23 protein-coding genes and 1 pseudogene are annotated in these 15756 nt (G+C 34.8%); 12 read left to right on the top strand and 12 right to left on the bottom strand.

Features of this window, described 5'->3' with window-relative positions:
• Nucleotides 1–54 precede the first annotated feature (54 nt).
• Nucleotides 55–540 carry a YqhR family membrane protein gene (locus tag CQZ94_RS05225; RefSeq protein ID WP_002122457.1) on the bottom strand — a complete coding sequence of 162 codons (486 nt, stop codon included), beginning with the start codon at nt 538–540 and terminating at the stop codon, nt 55–57.
• Between the two features lie 244 nt (nt 541–784).
• On the opposite strand from CQZ94_RS05225, the gene CQZ94_RS05220 reads away from it, so the two are divergent.
• Nucleotides 785–1705, top strand: a complete 921-nt coding sequence (locus CQZ94_RS05220) for a DUF1385 domain-containing protein (protein ID WP_105584540.1) — start codon at nt 785–787, stop codon at nt 1703–1705.
• A 79-nt stretch (nt 1706–1784) separates the two neighbouring features.
• Nucleotides 1785–2186, top strand: coding sequence for an SA1362 family protein (locus CQZ94_RS05215; protein ID WP_105584539.1), 402 nt, complete (start codon nt 1785–1787; stop codon nt 2184–2186).
• Nucleotides 2187–2266: 80 nt separating this feature from the next.
• Here the strand turns inward: CQZ94_RS05215 and CQZ94_RS05210 are convergent, their stop codons facing one another.
• The 3 genes from CQZ94_RS05210 to splB form a co-directional block, all read right to left on the bottom strand.
• The gene (locus CQZ94_RS05210; RefSeq protein WP_142395753.1) at nt 2267–2914 is read right to left on the bottom strand and encodes an HAD family hydrolase; all 648 of its coding nucleotides are present in this window, start codon (nt 2912–2914) and stop codon (nt 2267–2269) included.
• Nucleotides 2915–2967: 53 nt separating this feature from the next.
• Complete coding sequence (gene mntR / locus CQZ94_RS05205) at nt 2968–3396, bottom strand: transcriptional regulator MntR (protein ID WP_001143080.1); 429 nt, start codon at nt 3394–3396, stop codon at nt 2968–2970.
• A gap of 133 nt (nt 3397–3529) precedes the next feature.
• Nucleotides 3530–4555: a spore photoproduct lyase gene (gene splB / locus CQZ94_RS05200; RefSeq protein WP_255832958.1), complete on the bottom strand. Its 1026-nt coding sequence runs from the start codon at nt 4553–4555 to the stop codon at nt 3530–3532.
• A gap of 156 nt (nt 4556–4711) precedes the next feature.
• Here splB and CQZ94_RS05195 point away from each other — a divergent pair, with 156 nt between their 5' ends.
• The 4 genes and pseudogenes from CQZ94_RS05195 to CQZ94_RS05180 all read left to right on the top strand — a co-directional run bounded on the left by CQZ94_RS05195 (nt 4712) and on the right by CQZ94_RS05180 (nt 6906).
• Nucleotides 4712–5029, top strand: a complete 318-nt coding sequence (locus CQZ94_RS05195) for a PadR family transcriptional regulator (RefSeq protein WP_000556081.1) — start codon at nt 4712–4714, stop codon at nt 5027–5029.
• A pseudogene (locus tag CQZ94_RS05190) lies at nt 5029–5187 on the top strand (DUF1129 family protein); the annotation flags it as partial. The gene CQZ94_RS05195 and the pseudogene CQZ94_RS05190, both read left to right, overlap by 1 nt.
• Nucleotides 5188–5194: 7 nt before the next feature.
• Nucleotides 5195–5863 (top strand): DUF1048 domain-containing protein, encoded by a 669-nt coding sequence (locus tag CQZ94_RS05185; RefSeq protein WP_105584536.1) that lies wholly within the window; start codon nt 5195–5197, stop codon nt 5861–5863.
• A gap of 200 nt (nt 5864–6063) precedes the next feature.
• A complete protein-coding gene (locus CQZ94_RS05180; RefSeq protein ID WP_105584535.1) occupies nt 6064–6906 on the top strand; it encodes a hypothetical protein in 843 nt (280 codons plus the stop codon).
• Nucleotides 6907–6934: 28 nt separating this feature from the next.
• On the opposite strand, the gene CQZ94_RS05175 is transcribed toward CQZ94_RS05180, so the two are convergent.
• Nucleotides 6935–7771: a lipoate--protein ligase family protein gene (locus CQZ94_RS05175; RefSeq protein WP_105584534.1), complete on the bottom strand. Its 837-nt coding sequence runs from the start codon at nt 7769–7771 to the stop codon at nt 6935–6937.
• 170 nt (nt 7772–7941) lie between these two features.
• Between CQZ94_RS05175 and CQZ94_RS05170 the strand changes: the two genes are divergently transcribed.
• A complete protein-coding gene (locus CQZ94_RS05170) occupies nt 7942–8325 on the top strand; it encodes a rhodanese-like domain-containing protein (RefSeq protein ID WP_071747101.1) in 384 nt (127 codons plus the stop codon).
• 35 nt (nt 8326–8360) lie between these two features.
• On the opposite strand, the gene CQZ94_RS05165 is transcribed toward CQZ94_RS05170, so the two are convergent.
• Nucleotides 8361–8897, bottom strand: a complete 537-nt coding sequence (locus CQZ94_RS05165) for a DNA polymerase III subunit delta (protein WP_078181004.1) — start codon at nt 8895–8897, stop codon at nt 8361–8363.
• Between the two features lie 317 nt (nt 8898–9214).
• Here CQZ94_RS05165 and CQZ94_RS05160 point away from each other — a divergent pair, with 317 nt between their 5' ends.
• The 5 genes from CQZ94_RS05160 (at nt 9215) to CQZ94_RS05140 (ending at nt 11866) form a co-directional block, all read left to right on the top strand.
• Complete coding sequence (locus tag CQZ94_RS05160; protein WP_105584533.1) at nt 9215–10192, top strand: LacI family DNA-binding transcriptional regulator; 978 nt, start codon at nt 9215–9217, stop codon at nt 10190–10192.
• Nucleotides 10193–10291: 99 nt separating this feature from the next.
• On the top strand, nt 10292–10873 hold the full coding sequence (locus CQZ94_RS05155; RefSeq protein WP_142395752.1) for a TetR/AcrR family transcriptional regulator: 582 nt from the start codon (nt 10292–10294) through the stop codon (nt 10871–10873).
• Nucleotides 10874–10944: 71 nt separating this feature from the next.
• The gene (locus CQZ94_RS05150) at nt 10945–11277 is read left to right on the top strand and encodes a DMT family transporter (protein ID WP_105584531.1); all 333 of its coding nucleotides are present in this window, start codon (nt 10945–10947) and stop codon (nt 11275–11277) included.
• 1 nt (nt 11278) lies between these two features.
• Nucleotides 11279–11593: a DMT family transporter gene (locus CQZ94_RS05145; protein WP_105584530.1), complete on the top strand. Its 315-nt coding sequence runs from the start codon at nt 11279–11281 to the stop codon at nt 11591–11593.
• Between the two features lie 15 nt (nt 11594–11608).
• A complete protein-coding gene (locus CQZ94_RS05140; protein WP_105584529.1) occupies nt 11609–11866 on the top strand; it encodes a DUF3975 family protein in 258 nt (85 codons plus the stop codon).
• Between the two features lie 15 nt (nt 11867–11881).
• Here CQZ94_RS05140 and CQZ94_RS05135 read toward each other — a convergent pair whose 3' ends face one another.
• The 6 genes from CQZ94_RS05135 to CQZ94_RS05105 form a co-directional block, all read right to left on the bottom strand.
• Complete coding sequence (locus CQZ94_RS05135; protein WP_105584528.1) at nt 11882–12067, bottom strand: hypothetical protein; 186 nt, start codon at nt 12065–12067, stop codon at nt 11882–11884.
• A gap of 247 nt (nt 12068–12314) precedes the next feature.
• The gene (locus CQZ94_RS05125) at nt 12315–12911 is read right to left on the bottom strand and encodes an ABC-2 transporter permease (RefSeq protein WP_142395751.1); all 597 of its coding nucleotides are present in this window, start codon (nt 12909–12911) and stop codon (nt 12315–12317) included.
• Between the two features lie 13 nt (nt 12912–12924).
• Nucleotides 12925–13548: an ABC-2 transporter permease gene (locus CQZ94_RS05120; protein WP_105584525.1), complete on the bottom strand. Its 624-nt coding sequence runs from the start codon at nt 13546–13548 to the stop codon at nt 12925–12927.
• Nucleotides 13549–13581: 33 nt separating this feature from the next.
• Nucleotides 13582–14220: an ABC-2 transporter permease gene (locus tag CQZ94_RS05115; protein ID WP_105584524.1), complete on the bottom strand. Its 639-nt coding sequence runs from the start codon at nt 14218–14220 to the stop codon at nt 13582–13584.
• Between the two features lie 14 nt (nt 14221–14234).
• Complete coding sequence (locus CQZ94_RS05110; protein WP_105584523.1) at nt 14235–14903, bottom strand: ABC-2 transporter permease; 669 nt, start codon at nt 14901–14903, stop codon at nt 14235–14237.
• Nucleotides 14884–15756, bottom strand: a complete 873-nt coding sequence (locus CQZ94_RS05105) for an ABC transporter ATP-binding protein (RefSeq protein ID WP_105584522.1) — start codon at nt 15754–15756, stop codon at nt 14884–14886. Before CQZ94_RS05105 ends, CQZ94_RS05110 begins: the two co-directional genes overlap by 20 nt.

The following is a 15756-nucleotide window of genomic DNA, read 5'->3' as shown; positions in this document are numbered from 1 at the left end:
TTCTTAAAACTCCTTAATATTAAAGAATGTCTATACGACATTTTAACATAGGAATCACTTATTTGAATAGTTTGTCTTCTCGAGCCCTTCTCCTCTATTTGTATTATTCGATTCGAATGCTACAGAATACGAAATAAAAACACCATATAATATAAAGATACATACTGTCGTTACAATTGTTTCTTTCGGTAAATGGAGTGCACTTTTAATAACAGGTGCCATTAGCCCCATCCCCAAAAATAATAATGCCCACCAAAATAAACCGTATAGTACGCCAGGTAATACTCCTTCAAACTTTTTAAAAAGAGCTTTATAGAGAAATGCCACTAAAATTGAAAGAAGTCCCATACAAACGATACCTAGTACATTTCCCCAAACCCCTTCTTTCCAATCTCCAAATGCAAACGGTAAAAGTAAATAGTTAGGGCCAGCTTCTGTAAATGAGAATATATGAAGGAAATACCATATACCTCCCCAAAATAAGCCACCAAATAAACCAATTTGTACAAAGTTTCTTATTGTTGATTGTTCTTGATTCACATTGACACCTCCGCTCAATAGTATGCCCGAAACTATTTTGAAGCATGTTTAAATCCTGCAAAATTTGTCTATAAAAAGAATAAGAAATGTCCGACTCTCGTAACATTTTCCCTTGTCATCTGCCTGTATTTGTCGATAAAATAAAGGAAACTCGGTGATTGTCTTATTTCAAGATGACAAAACCAAGTATGACAATTGCCTCTTTTTCTACATAAGAGAGAAACAAATACAGGTTGGTGTTAACATGGCAGAAGAGTCAAAACAAATATATGGCGGGCAGGCAGTCATAGAAGGAGTTATGTTTGGCGGTAGAGAATATACTGTTACAGCGGTTCGTCGTAAAGATAAATCGATTGAATTTTATCGTTTACCACGCGTTCGTAATAAAGCATTGTCTCTACTAAAAAAAATTCCAGTTTTACGAGGTATTGCCGCTATTGTGGATGCAAGTGCGAATGGAGCGAAACATTTAAACTTTGCTTCAGAACGATTTGATGTCCACCCAGAAGAAGATGAACAATTTGCAAATAAAAAAGAAGAACATTCAAAATTAACGATGGTATTAGGAGTTGCAGCAGTTGGTGTTTTATCGTTCATATTCGGTAAAGTAATTTTCACAGCAGTTCCTGCACTTTTAGCTGAATTAACGAGACCGATTTTCCCATCTCATACAGGGCAAATCATTGTCGAAAGTGTCATTAAGCTCATGCTATTATTGAGCTATATATACTTCATTTCTTTAACCCCACTTATTAAGCGGGTATTTCAGTACCACGGTGCGGAACATAAAGTAATCAATGCTTATGAGAATAATCTTCCACTGACTGTAGAAAATGTTCAAAAGCAAACTCGCCTCCATTATCGCTGTGGCAGTAGCTTTATTATATTTACGGTCATTATTGGAATGTTTGTTTATTTCCTCGTCCCTACAGATCCGCTTTGGGCAAGGGTAGTAAACCGAATTTTATTAATTCCAGTTGTTCTCGGTATTTCTTTTGAAGTATTACAATTTACCAATCGATTACGAGATGTCCCTGTTTTACGAGTACTTGGATATCCAGGATTATGGCTGCAACTATTAACAACGAAAGAACCAACAGATGATCAAGCGGAAGTTGCAATCGCATCGTTTGAAGAATTATTACGTTTAGAAAACAAACAATAATTATTTAAAAATGGTGTTCAACTCCTTTCCTCATCGTTAATATACTAATTTTAATATATGTTTTTAGGAGGTGTCCCTTATGAACGGTCGTTCGTTTACATTCGCTATATTTGTGCTTATTATCGGATTAGCAATATTCGGCCTTGTTTCATCTGTTATTACAGATCCAATGGGAGTATTGAAAAACATTGGTATCATGTTGGCTGTCGTCGGTATCTTTTACTTACTCTACAAAATGTTTACAAACTCTAGTGGTTCTGCAAATTCGCAAAGCTCATATAAGCGTGCAGCGAAACAATCGAACCGCAAACACGGGAAACAAAATGTAGCACCCCTAAGCAATTCTTTCGTGAAACGAAATGCTTCTGATGACAAGGGGAAAAAGGGTAATTCTCCATCGTTGAAAAGAAAAAGAAAACAATCTCATTTAACTGTCATTGAAGGTAAAAAAAACAAAAAGAAAGACCGTGCTTCCTTTTAGGAAATACGGCCTTTTTTTATCCCGGTTGGTGCGGTGCTAATAATCAGTGGAAGATGAGAAAAACCCTACTGATTAAAGTTTCACTTTATATGTTGAAGCACTTCTTTCAAACTTTTTTCTTTCATACTTTCGATACGAAGGTGATGGTTTTCAAATTGCAAATTTCTTGTCACATCATTAGGCACGACGACACATTTTAATCCTGCTGCAACCGCTGCTTTCAATCCATTTAATGAATCTTCAAATACAACAGCTTCTGACAGTTCAATTCCTAATTCTTCTATCGCAACTTTATAAAGAGCTGGATCTGGTTTTACCTTCTCTACATCTTCTCTCGTTTTAATCACTTCAAAATAATCTCTAATTTGTAGCTCTTCTAAAAAACGAACGACCCACTCCCTAGATGAGCTAGAGGCTAATGCGATTTTCAATCCAAGTTCTTTCGCTTCTTCTAAATATTCTTTTACCCCGTCACGCGCTTTTGGTATTTTCATTTTCTCTTTATGTAAAGTTGTTACTTTTTCCTTTAATGCATGCTCGTTAAATTTTTCTTTTAATTGCTCTTTTAAATATGCATAAAGCACTTCATCTGTCGTTCCAATACATTTTGCAAATCCCTCTAAAGGTAACTCTCCGCCGTATTCACGAACAGCATCTCTGAAAGAGTGAAACCATATTGTTTCTGTGTCCACAATTAATCCATCAAAATCAAAAATAATGGCTTTCATTATTCTCCCGCCCTTTTCGATTTAACTAAAAAAGGAAACGCCAAACGTTCCCCTTAATTACTTTTCTCTTCATTTGCTTTTTGAACACCACGAAGTGTTTCTACTCGAACTTCATCTTGTTCAAAGTATTGTACTAAATCACCGATACGGTCAATTGATTCCCAACTTAAATGATGTTCAATTCCTTCTACATCATTATAAATTTTGCTTTCATCCACACCGATAATGCGCATAAACTGTTCTAACAATTCATGACGATATACGAGACGTTCTCCGATTTTTTTACCTTTTGATGTTAATACAAGCCCTCTATATTTTTCATAAATTAGATATTCGTCTTTGTCTAATTTTTGTACCATTTTTGTTACAGAGGATGGATGTACACTAAGCGCTTCAGCAATATCAGATACACGGGCATAACCCTTTTCATCAATCAACAAATAAATTTGTTCAATATAATCTTCCATACTAGGGGTAGGCATCGGTTTCCTCCATCCAATTTCATTTTGCTTATTCCGTACGAAGCAATCAATAAAATGATACACCAGAAAGAATAACGTGACAAGGTGGAAACGAGCCTAAATATATAAAACAAAAAAAGAATACAGATTCCCTTTATGTAAAATATTGAATTTCTGCATCAGGAAAATACTCATATATATAACCTCGTATTGTTTCTTCCAATGTTTCTGCATCATCCTTTTGATATACATATTTACCAATCCCGTATCGTCCCCATTTATATTTACGCTTCTCTTCATCCATTTCAAGCTTTGTATTTGGATAACGCTCTTGAATGACCTTTTTTGCCGGTTTCGTAAAGCGATGTTGAATTAATTCAAATGTTAAATTTGGTATCGCCATATCTTTCAACGCATTGTACAATCGCTCAAATAATTCGCGGTATCCTTCTTCCCACCCTTCATGCATATAAATTGGCGCAACTATAAAGCCAAGCGGATAATTAGCCCCCGCTACTTTACGAGCAGCCTTAATTCGCTCTTCAAACGGCGATGTCCCTGGTTCAAAATTTTTAATTACATAACGTGAATTAATGCTAAATCGAAAACGCGTTTTCCCATTATGCTTTGCATCTAATAAATGATCAACGTGCGAATATTTCGTAACGAAACGTAAACGTCCATGTTCACTTTCTCCGATAAACTCTATCGCCCGCTTTAATGCATGTGTTAAATGATCAATTCCAACGATGTCTGATGTACACGCCGCTTCAAATCTTGTTATTTCAGGTGCCCTTTCATCCATATATTGCTTTGCCTTCTCAAATATTTCATCTAGATTCACATACACCCTTACGTAAGGTTTACTCCCCAGTGTCGTTTGCAAATAACAATAATGACAATGTCCCATACACCCTGTTGCAAGCGGGATTGCATATTCAGCTGATGGCTTTGATGTATCGAACTTTAACGTCTTCCTCACCCCAACGACAAGTGTCGCTTTTGCATTACGATACTTTTGCAATTCATTTTCGCCTGGCAAATTTCTAATTTGATTGTGTGATGTCGTTTCACGAATTTCTAATCCTATCTTCGTAAACTTCTCATAAAGCTCTTTTCCAAGCGGATATTCGAGTGCCCTCGGTTCAAAGTAAACGAGTTTTGGCATAAATGGTTTCATGTGCTTCCCTCCTCTCGTTAGTATGGGAAGCACAAAAAAATTAACACAGATTAAAGTTTTCCACTTCAGTAACTTGTAAAGCAAGTTACTGAATGTTATAATTTGGATATCAGCTACCTTGCAAGGCAAGTTACCTGAATAAAAGGTGGTGAAATCATGCACAGCCAAATGTTAAAAGGCGTACTAGAAGGTTGCATTCTATACATCATTTCACAAGAAGAAGTGTACGGATATGAACTAAGTACAAAATTAAATAAACACGGCTTTACATTTGTAAGTGAAGGCAGCATATATCCTTTATTGTTACGCATGCAGAAAGAAAAGCTGATTGAAGGAACGTTAAAAGCTTCTTCTCTCGGACCAAAGCGAAAATATTATCACGTAACCGATAAAGGATTAGAACAACTTGAAGAATTTAAAAAAAGCTGGGGAATGGTTTCAACGACGGTAAACAACTTATTACAAGGGGAGTGATAGGGATACTACTAATCGGCATTTCCTTTTTATTTATAAAAAAGCCCTATACTACTTTACAAATCTCACCTTGGATTGGCACTTTACTCGCCGTCTCTTGCTATGCACTATATAAAATTTTTTTCAAAAAAGAATACCTAGAATTTAAAAAGGAGTAATGAGGTTATGACCGAAAAAGAAATGGTTAAGTTAAACAATAAAAAACGAAAGTTATTAACACCTGAAAACGAATCTGCTTACGGTGATATGCTTATTTATTTACGCTTTACTAGCGTTCCGCAAAAGCAAATGGAAGAACTGCTATTAGAGATATTAGACCATCTTTTAGAAGCACAAGAAGATGGTAAAAATGCACATGATATTTTCGGAGAAGATTTAAAAGCTTACTGTGATGAATTAATTACCTCTTCAGAACATCAAAATTCTTTCCAACAAGCCGCCGTTATTGGATTTGCAGTTAGTTTATTGTTAGCTATTCAAATTGGATACGATACATTTACTACTCTTATGCAAAAACTATTTACAGATACAAATCACTTAGGAATTCCATTTAGTATTCCTGGAACAATATTATCTGCTATCGTTTTAACAATTGGTTCTTTCATAACCTTCTCGTTATTCAGACGTTTTTCTTTTACAATACTAGTATCTTGGCAACAAAAAGTACTCCTCATACTATCAGTGTTCATACCTTTTGTCTTATCAGTTTTTTCAAACGTATTTTTCAAAACACAACCGTACTTATTTTATAATTTATCTATTTGGCAAGGTGCTCTTGTCACACTTTCTTTTTATATCCTATACAAATTTTTATATAAAACATCTAAATTTTAACAGCCTTTCAAAAGGCTGTTTTTCTTCTGTCTAATTTTACAAATTGAAAAATTTCATAAAGAAAATAAGAAAAATGCAAAATAATTAAAGTTAATTGTTGACGTGATGCTTTTATTATCGGTATCATAAATCTTCGTGAGCAATTATTTTTCGTTATACGATTTTTTTATTATTACTGAGTTTTTGAGAGGAGAAATTTGATGTCAGTTAAGAAGAAAACGCAAGTACGCACCGGCAAAATGGTACGTGAACTAATGTTAGCAGACGAAGATGTAAATGCTTCGCTAATTATGGTATATAGTGAAAACGGTGTAAACGCAGAAATTAAAATCGAGGGCTTAACGCCGAAATGTAACGAAGAATTATTTTTGAGCGGAAACGTGGATTGGAACAAGAGTGTTATTTATAAAATTGTTGATTTCACTGGGAACGCGGAAGTTGGTAAAGTTACATTAACAGCGATGAATAAAAACAATGTTTCTCTAGAGATTGAACGCGTTATGTGGAGCAAAGAAAATAAAGAAGCTGCTGAGCAAGAAGAAACAGTTGTAGAAGCTACTCCTAAAAAAGAAGTAGTTGTAGAAGCTCCTAAAGCAGTTACACCCGCTCCAAAACCTGTTATGCGTGTAGAAACACCTGCTATAGCACCTAAGCCTACTCCGGTACCAACGCCGAAGTCAGTAAGTGTTGAAGCAGCTGTAGAACTATCTACTCCAGCACCTGTGAAAAAAGCAGTACCTACTCCAGTTACAAAGCAAGAGACAGCACCGGTTACTCCTACAAAACCGAAGCAACCTGCTTTGACTGAAACAAATACAAAACTACAAGAAAATTATGTTAAACTTGTGAAAAAGACAATTGAAGTTTGTCAAGATTACGAGCTTGGCATCGACATAGATGATTCTATTGAAGGATTAAAAAAAGAGCTACAAAGCCAAGGTATTAGCGTTACATTCGACAAAGAAATTATGGACGTTGTAAATCGCCTTCGTTCTTTACAAGATAAAGGAATCAAAGTAGAAAAAGTACTTAATTTACTATAAAAATAAGGAGATGGCGGTCGCCATCTCCTTATTTTTTATAATTCCATTCATTACTTTCATACTTCTCTTTTGCTAAAGTTTGAACTTCATGAAGCTGTTCTTCTGTTAGCTCATACGGCACAAGCTCTATATCTAAACCTTTTTCAAATCCAGTTTCAAACGCTTTAATTAACTGTTCAATCGTAAATGTACGGTCTGTCAACTCATTAATCGCTACCGCTTTAGAAGAAAACATGTTTTTCATACGCTCTTTTACACGTTCATTCGGGAATAAAAATAGATCGTATAACTCATCTAAATCTATTTCTAACGGAATAGAACCGTGCTGTAAGATAACACCTTTTTGACGTGTTTGAGCACTACCTGCGATTTTTCTTCCTTCAACTACAATTTCATACCAAGATGGTGCATCAAAACATACTCCTGAACGCGGATTTTTTAAATTCTCACGATCCGCTTCTGTTTTCGGAACTGCATAATACGCTTCTAATCCTAATGCCTTAAAACCGTCTAATAAGCCTTGCGAAATAACGCGGTATGCTTCTGTAACTGTTTTTGGCATTTCCGGATGATCTTCAGACACAATAACACTGTACGTTAATTCTTTGTCATGTAGTACACCCCTGCCGCCTGTTTGACGACGAACGAATCCATATTTCTTTTCGTTAACTACATCCATATTTATATCTTTTTCAACACGCTGGAAATACCCGACTGTTAATGTTGGTACTTCCCATTCATAAAAACGAATTGTTGGTGGCATTTTCTTTTCACTTTGCCAATTTAATAAACATTCATCTAACGCCATATTAAATGCTGGTGAACATTGACCAGAGTTAATATAACACCATTTTTCTTTTCCCATCCTACACCTCATATAACCAATTATTTTTCACATTCTCTAGTCTACCAAATTCGACAAAATTTGTGAAAGAATACGAAATTTCTTCTTATATACAAACGAATCTGTTGCATAAATACATATGGGCATTATAATATTGAAAGTAGGATAAGAAAAAAGGGAGCGATAGAATCGTGTCAACAAACTTGATTATTATACTAGCCGCAATTGCAGCATTCATCGGCTACACTGTATGGATGTATTTCTATCAGAAAAAATTAATTAAAACACTTTCAGAAGAAGAATTTCGCGCTGGCTACCGTAAAGCACAGCTTATCGATATTCGCGAAGCAGATGAATTTAACGCGGGACATATTTTAGGTGCGCGTAACATTCCATTATCACAAATTCGCCTTCGCTACAAAGAACTTCGCGAAGATCAACCTGTTTATTTATATTGCCAAAGCGGATTCCGTACAGGTCGTGCAGCTCAATACTTAAAAAAACAAGGCTACAAAGATTTCTACCAATTAAAAGGTGGATTTAAATCTTGGTCAGGCAAAATTAAAAAGAAATAACATACAAAAACTAGCTGTATAATTCAGCTAGTTTTTTATTCCATATTGTTCGCAATGTACAGTAGATTTTGTTTAATCACATCTTCATCTTTCTCATCCACATTACGATATAATAGCTGATATTCAATCCCCTTCTCTTTCCATATAAGCGTAGCAAATTCGTCCCCTCGCTCGTAATCATCCTTATTTTTAAAATAAGCAGGTGCTCCATTATTCAATTTCATTTGTTCTTGAAATCGATTCTCTTCTACGAGGTATGGAAAACTGTAAGAAAAGTTGGCCACTGTTAATTCTATATAATCGTGCCTTCCTTTCTCTTGTTGCTTATATTTGATCGTTAAGACAGCATTCTTCTTTCCCATCGTTCTTACCTCTCCCTTCACATCACTCGTAATGTCATAAGGTAAAAATGTTGGAACTTTAAACTTCGCTGGAAAATATTTTGGAAGTTCCTTTAGGGGAATCGGATCAGTAACACGGTCCTTAGCCCCTCCTGTTGTTCCTACAAATGTTTTTTCTTCTTGCATCGTTTGCTGAAATGAACATGAGCTAAGTATTACACTAGAAAACACGAAACAAATGATTCCTTTTTTCAATTTGTTTCCGCCCTTTCATACCGCTCTCTTAACGAGCGAAGCGTTTATACTCTCTTCTATTCGCTTCGTTATCAAACGCCTCCTCCGAAAACTTTCCACGTTATTCTCACACATTTTGACAAAAATTCTTTGCAGACATATAAAAAAAGACCCCGCTATTCTTACGCCCAAATAAAAAGGTTACGCGAATAACAAAAGTCATGCTTATAACATAGATTGTGAAAAGCTTTTCAGGTCAAGATTTTTTCATTCTTATTATTTTCCCCCTATAATTAAGTAAAGAGGTGATACATATGGCCAATATAAAACAAATTGCAAAAACTGCTGGTGTATCCATATCAACGGTTTCCCGTGTCCTTAATAATCATCCTTACGTAAAAGAAGAAAAACGTAAGCGTGTTCTAGATGCAGTTGAAGAATTGAACTATGCAAAAAATATTAATGCTATCCATTTAATAAAAGGCAAAACATATACAATTGGCGTTATGCTACCTTTTATTAATCTTCCGTACTTTAGCACAATCATTGAAGGAATCGGAAACGAAGCATTATTAGCTGGATATCATATTAATTTATGCCAAACGAATTACGATAGTATTGAAGAAATTCGCGTTCTTGAAATGATGAAAATGAAACAATTCGACGGGATGATTATTTGCTCTCGAACGAGTTCATGGGAACAAATTGAACCATTCGCAAAATTCGCCCCTATTATTTCATGTGAAAAAATGAACCATCCCCTCATTTCATCTGTCTATGTAGATCATTATGAAGGATTCCGTCTCGGTACTGCATTTTTACTAAGTAAAGGTCATGAAAAAATCGGCATTTGTTTAGCAAGAAAAACAAGTGTTAATTCAATCGAGCGTGAAAAAGCTTTCGCCGATACTCTTCGTCACGAAGGAAAAACAGTGCACCCTGATTGGATTTTCCATCAATGTTATACGATGCAGGACGGGGCAAAAATACTTCATCGTATTTTAAACATGAAAAATCGTCCAACCGCTATTTTCACAGCGAACGATCAAGTAGCTGCTGGTTTATTAACAGAGGCAAAAAAACATGGCATTCGCATACCTGAAGACCTCGCTATCCTGGGATTTGATAACCACGAAATTTCAAAAGCATTAGAAATTACAACTATTGAACATCCCGGTCTCACGATGGGATCACGTGCTTTTTCTTTATTCCATAAACAGATGCAAAACGAACAAATTATTGGGAACTCAGAAGAACTTTCATTCCATTTAATTGAGCGAAAAACAGTCTGAAAAAGGAGCGTTAATTACAGCGCTCTTTTTTCAACTCTTCACCTATTGACTTTATATTTTTCATCCCATACAATTAACCTAACGAACGGTAGGTAGGGGATGAAAATGACAGCAAACCGCATTAAAGCTGTAGCACTTTCTCATTTCGCACGTTACGGCTACGAAGGAACTTCATTAGCAAATATTGCTCAAGAAGTTGGGATTAAAAAACCATCGATTTACGCACACTTTAAAGGAAAAGAAGAGCTATATTTTACATGCTTGGAATCCGCTCTTCAAAAAGATTTGCAGAGCTTCACAGACGATATCGAATTTTTTTCAAAATCGTCTACTGAAGAATTGCTCTTACATTTATTAAAAGGCTATGCAAAACGATTTGGTGAAAGTGAAGAATCAATGTTTTGGTTACGAACTTCTTATTTTCCGCCGGATGCATTTCGCGAACAAATTATTGATAAAGCGAATGTACACATTGAAAATGTCGGAAAACTTTTATTCCCTGTGTTTAAAAGAGCAAGCGAACAAGATGAACTGCATAACATTGAAGTAAAAGACGCTTTGGAGGCTTTTTTATGCTTACTTGACGGCCTTATGGTTGAACTACTATACGCAGGTTTAAATCGTTTTGAGACACGTTTAGAAGCTTCTTGGAAAGTATTTTGGCGCGGACTTTCAAACTGACGGATTGCTCCTTTGCAATGCGTCGTTTTTAAGCCCTTTACCTAACGACTGGTAGGAAGGAGAAATAACATATGGCATGGATTTATGTTATCTTAGCTGGTATTATTGAAATTTTTTGGGTGATTGGACTAAAACACGCGGAGACACCACTCGAGTGGCTAGGTGTCGCTCTATTAATTACAGTAAGTTTCGTCTTATTATTTAGAGCTTATAAAGATTTACCTGTCGGTACTGTGTACGCAGTCTTTACTGGAATCGGTGCAGGTGGTATCGTTCTGACAGAGATTTTCGTCTTCGGAGAACCTTTCTCTATCGTAAAAGTATTATTAATCGGTTTAATCTTCTTCGGAGTAATTGGTTTAAAACGAGTAACAGAAGAAAAAGAAGCGAAGGAGGCTGCATAAAATGGCTTGGGTATTTTTAATTCTAGCTGGTATTTGTGAAATTATTGGTGTACTCTTTATGAAAGTAGCCACTGAAAAGAAAGGCTGGGCACCAAAAGTTATTTTAATCGCTAACTTCGGCGTAAGCTTCTTCTTCTTATCTCTTGCAATGGATACATTACCGATGGGAACTGCTTACGCAATTTGGACTGGAATCGGAACTGCCGGAAGTGCACTTCTAGGTATTCTTATTTTCCGTGAATCAGCGGATTGGCGCCGCCTTGCCTTCTTAAGCTGCATTCTATGCGGCGCTGTTGGCTTAAAACTATTAGGCTAACGTGAGGTGAATGTCATGTGGAAAGAAAAAGGAAAACAAATCTTAACATGGATCACACTTGGGATCGTCATTCTATTGCAAATAAGTTTTCATATAATAGAATGGTTGTTTCATAAAGTAATATCCATTCTTACATTCCTTCCCAACATGGCACTTGAAATTGCATCTATCGCTTGGTCAATTATTGCCTCCATTGCAATCGTAATTATATGGAGTATCGCCAAGCTTTGGAACAAACTATATAAAAAGGACAGTTCTTCTGAAAAGAAGTAACTGTCCTTTTTATATTTATTTAGATTTTCTATAGAAATTTGATGTGATAAGACAAAACAGACCAACTATGACAACACTCATACCAAGCCCTTTATGCAAATTAGGAAATAGCGGTGGTATATCCGAGTAAAAATTTGCTAATATGAGACCAATTGAAAATAAAAGTACTCCTATTCTATATAACCATTTTCTTTTTTTCATCATTCTCCCTCCTAAAATTTTTCATACCCTTTTTTCTTTTGGACATACTACCTAAAAAAGGAGTGGATAGTATGCAGAATTCTATACATAAGCAAATCCTATTTTTATTTTTCCTCTTTCTCATTCTCGTTATCGTTTTCAGCTTTATATTACATACTCCGAAAGATGTACCTAATAGCGTTTCTTTGTATAAACTTTTGCTCTCGTATTGTCGTTATTGAAGAAGGTGCCTTTTACGAGGCACCTTTTAAAATTCTCTTTTTTCATATACTCTTACTGAAATGAAGACCGATACTGTGAACATGCATATTGAACTAACGAACAATATGCTATTATATAGTTGAATTTGTTCCAGGTTGATTTGAAAGAACGTCTCTACAATAACAATCGGTGCTATAAATATGAATATCGTAATAAAAACAGTTTTTTTATATGCTAGCCAAAATGATATCGGTAAAACAAAGCTTAAATACACTAAAGTAAAGCTAATACTAGCAACCACTGTCGTTTCAATAAATTCAAATACATTAGCTCCATTCTTCATTCCCATCGTGAAACAACCAATCGTTACGCTTATGAAAAGAATAATAATTGCCACTATATATTTCGCAAACACAATTTGTTTTCTCAATATTGGTAAACTATTTAATATAACTTCACTCTCATTTTTACTATCTGCTTCAAATATTTTTACTGTTGCCCCGACTGTAAAAATGACTGACATAATTATGAATAAATTTTTCGTATCTGTTAAAGCCATATAAAAGAAAATAGGATACAGCATGTACCAAATTAAAAATTTCCAATGGACGATGAAATCTTTTAAAATTAGTTGTTTCAACAACATTCCCCTCCCCTCACAAATCACGCTCATTATACAAATTAATTGAGAGTACCATCGACATGACATATAAAAGAAGCAGCCCGGCTATGAAACAAATATTTATGACTATACTCGTGTTCCAAGCATTCTCTACATCTAACCATACGTTACTTACAATCAGTCCACTTAAATATCCAAATGCAATTCCGATAAAAGGAGCAATTTGTTTTGCACTGCTATACCCTACTGAAAATTCAATCGGAAGTACGATTACGCTATAAACAAAACCACCTGTTATTCCTCCGAGAATCGCTCCCCACAGCATAAATACAGTTATATGTTCATTTTGTAACTGGATTAAACCAACTACAAGTGAGAAAATGCCACCTAAAGCAATTAAAATGCTTACAAATATGTATTTTGCTATGACAATTTCTTTACGCCGAAACGGTAAACTATTTACTATCATTTCACTTTTATTTTTCCCCTCATAACTCATTGACAGTATCATGCCAAGAATAGGTATAGATATGCTAAAAGTCATAAGGAAGCTATCGCTACGGAAATCAACAATGACAAGAAAAAACAAAGATATAAGATACACAAATCCTAACTTTCTTTGCAACATCATATCTTTTAAGACTAGTTGCTTGATCATTTGTTACACCTCCTAGTATTAAAAGATCCTCTTCTATAATTCTGCCTTCTGAAACATTTTTATTGAGAAAAACATGGATATAACTATAACTATAACTACTAGCGACCCGATACCAAGAACACTCATCGAAAATGTAGCATCCTCAGAGTGAAGTACTTTTAACATAATTGTTTTATCACCAAAAACATTGCACATAAGGCCAATCATACTCATTAAAGGAAAAATCATTATAACATTCAAGACAGTAGTAGCTTTATATCCTCCGATGTAATTAGTAGGTATCGTTACTGCACAATAAATCAAAGTTGCTAATATTGCTGAAAACATTGCATATCCAGGAATAACTATATCTCTGTTCAACAAAATATTTCCTAATATTACGACTATAAAAGTTGCACTCAAACCGACTATAATAAATAATGTGGTTGAAATATATTTAGCTATAACTATCTCTTTTCTCGTTATAGGCAAACTCACTAATACTTTTTCTGTTTTACTTTTCTCTTCATAATAAAAAGAAATATATATAATCATACTACATGTTATAAATAATCCTATTGCAATCCCCATTGGTTCTACGGAATTCCTAAAAATAGATAAAATAGGTATTAAAAAATAGAAAGGAAGCATCTTCTTCTGTAAGAAAAACTCCTTCAAAATCAACTGTTGCATATGAATTCTCCTCTCTATAAATCACGCGTTTCATAAATTTTAATTGTAAGAAACATAGAAATGATATAGACACTAGCTAATATAATTCCTCCAACTATAAATACACCAATATGCATTGGATTCATAAGCCAACCAATGAATGAAGGTGTTGTTTCATTCAGCCCATCACTAATAAATATCCAAAGGATTCCCCCCACTCCTATTGATGCTGCTGATACTATACTTCTTACTACCTTCGATTTTGTACCATAATAACTAGGGAAAAACGTGACAACCAAAAATACGGCGTAAACAACTCCATTTATTACTTCATACCATGGAATTTCAATATATAGATTAGGATGATATGCACCGATATCACCAATGACCACAATGCCTCTTATAAGAAAAACAACTAACATCGTAGAGAGCATGCCACCTACAATAAATATTGCACAGGAAATATATCTAGCAATTATGATATCCTTTCGACTTACCGGTAAACTATTTATAATAATGTCACTTTTATTCCTTTCATCCATAAAGATTAACGTCATAACGGAGGAAAGGGTTATAAATAGACAACTCATCGAAAATAACAATTCACCACTTGGATCTAACATAAATAACACAAGAGGCACAACAAAATTCACTAACCAAGTTACCCGAAAAAAGAATAAATCTTTATATACGAGCTGACGCATAGGCACCTCTCCCTTTCGCAGTGTATACGATGATATCATCTAATTTAGGATTTTCTAGTACGACCTCATTTCCAAACCAATCTATAATTGCGTTTTTATCCTTCGCTAAACCTCCGAAACCAAACTTATTTTTTCGTAATCCAACAAATAGCTCTTTTCCTTCTTGATCTAATAAATCATTACTTCCCTTTACGATTACGTAGTTCTCCATTAATTCGTCTTTCTCACCAGTAAATATAATTTCTCCATCATTGATGAACGTAATATAATCTGCGATGCGTTCTAAGTCTGTAGTAATGTGTGTGGAAAATAAGACAGACACTTCATCTTCCATTACAATTTCTTGCAACATATCAAGTAATTCACTTCGAACAACCGGATCTAATCCTGCTGTCGGTTCATCCATAATAATGAATTCCGCATGATGTGAAAGTGCGATTGCAATCGCAAACTTCATTTTCATCCCTTTGGATAACTCTTTAATCTTTTTATACTTTGGAACTTGTAATCTCTGCATATACGATTGATACTGATTTTCATCCCACTTTTTATATAACGGTGCAATTATACGCTTCATTTGCTCACACGTTAAATCTTCGTAATAATGATTTTCATCATATACAAAACCAATATTTTGTTTTATTTCCTTTTCGGCTTTCTTATTGTCCTTACCAAAAATTTTTATATCTCCACTATCTTTTCTAATTAAATTCATAATCATTTTGATTGTCGTACTTTTCCCGGCTCCATTCGGTCCGATAAATCCCATAATATATCCACGTGGCAATATAAAACTTATATTTTTCACTGAGAAATCTTGATAAGTTTTACAAACGTTTTTTAGCTCCAACAT

Source organism: Bacillus sp. MYb209, assembly GCF_002975175.1.
GTDB lineage: Bacteria > Bacillota > Bacilli > Bacillales > Bacillaceae_G > Bacillus_A.
The sequence above is the reverse complement of the archived record's forward strand: the minus strand, read 5'-3'. Positions and strand labels throughout refer to the sequence as shown.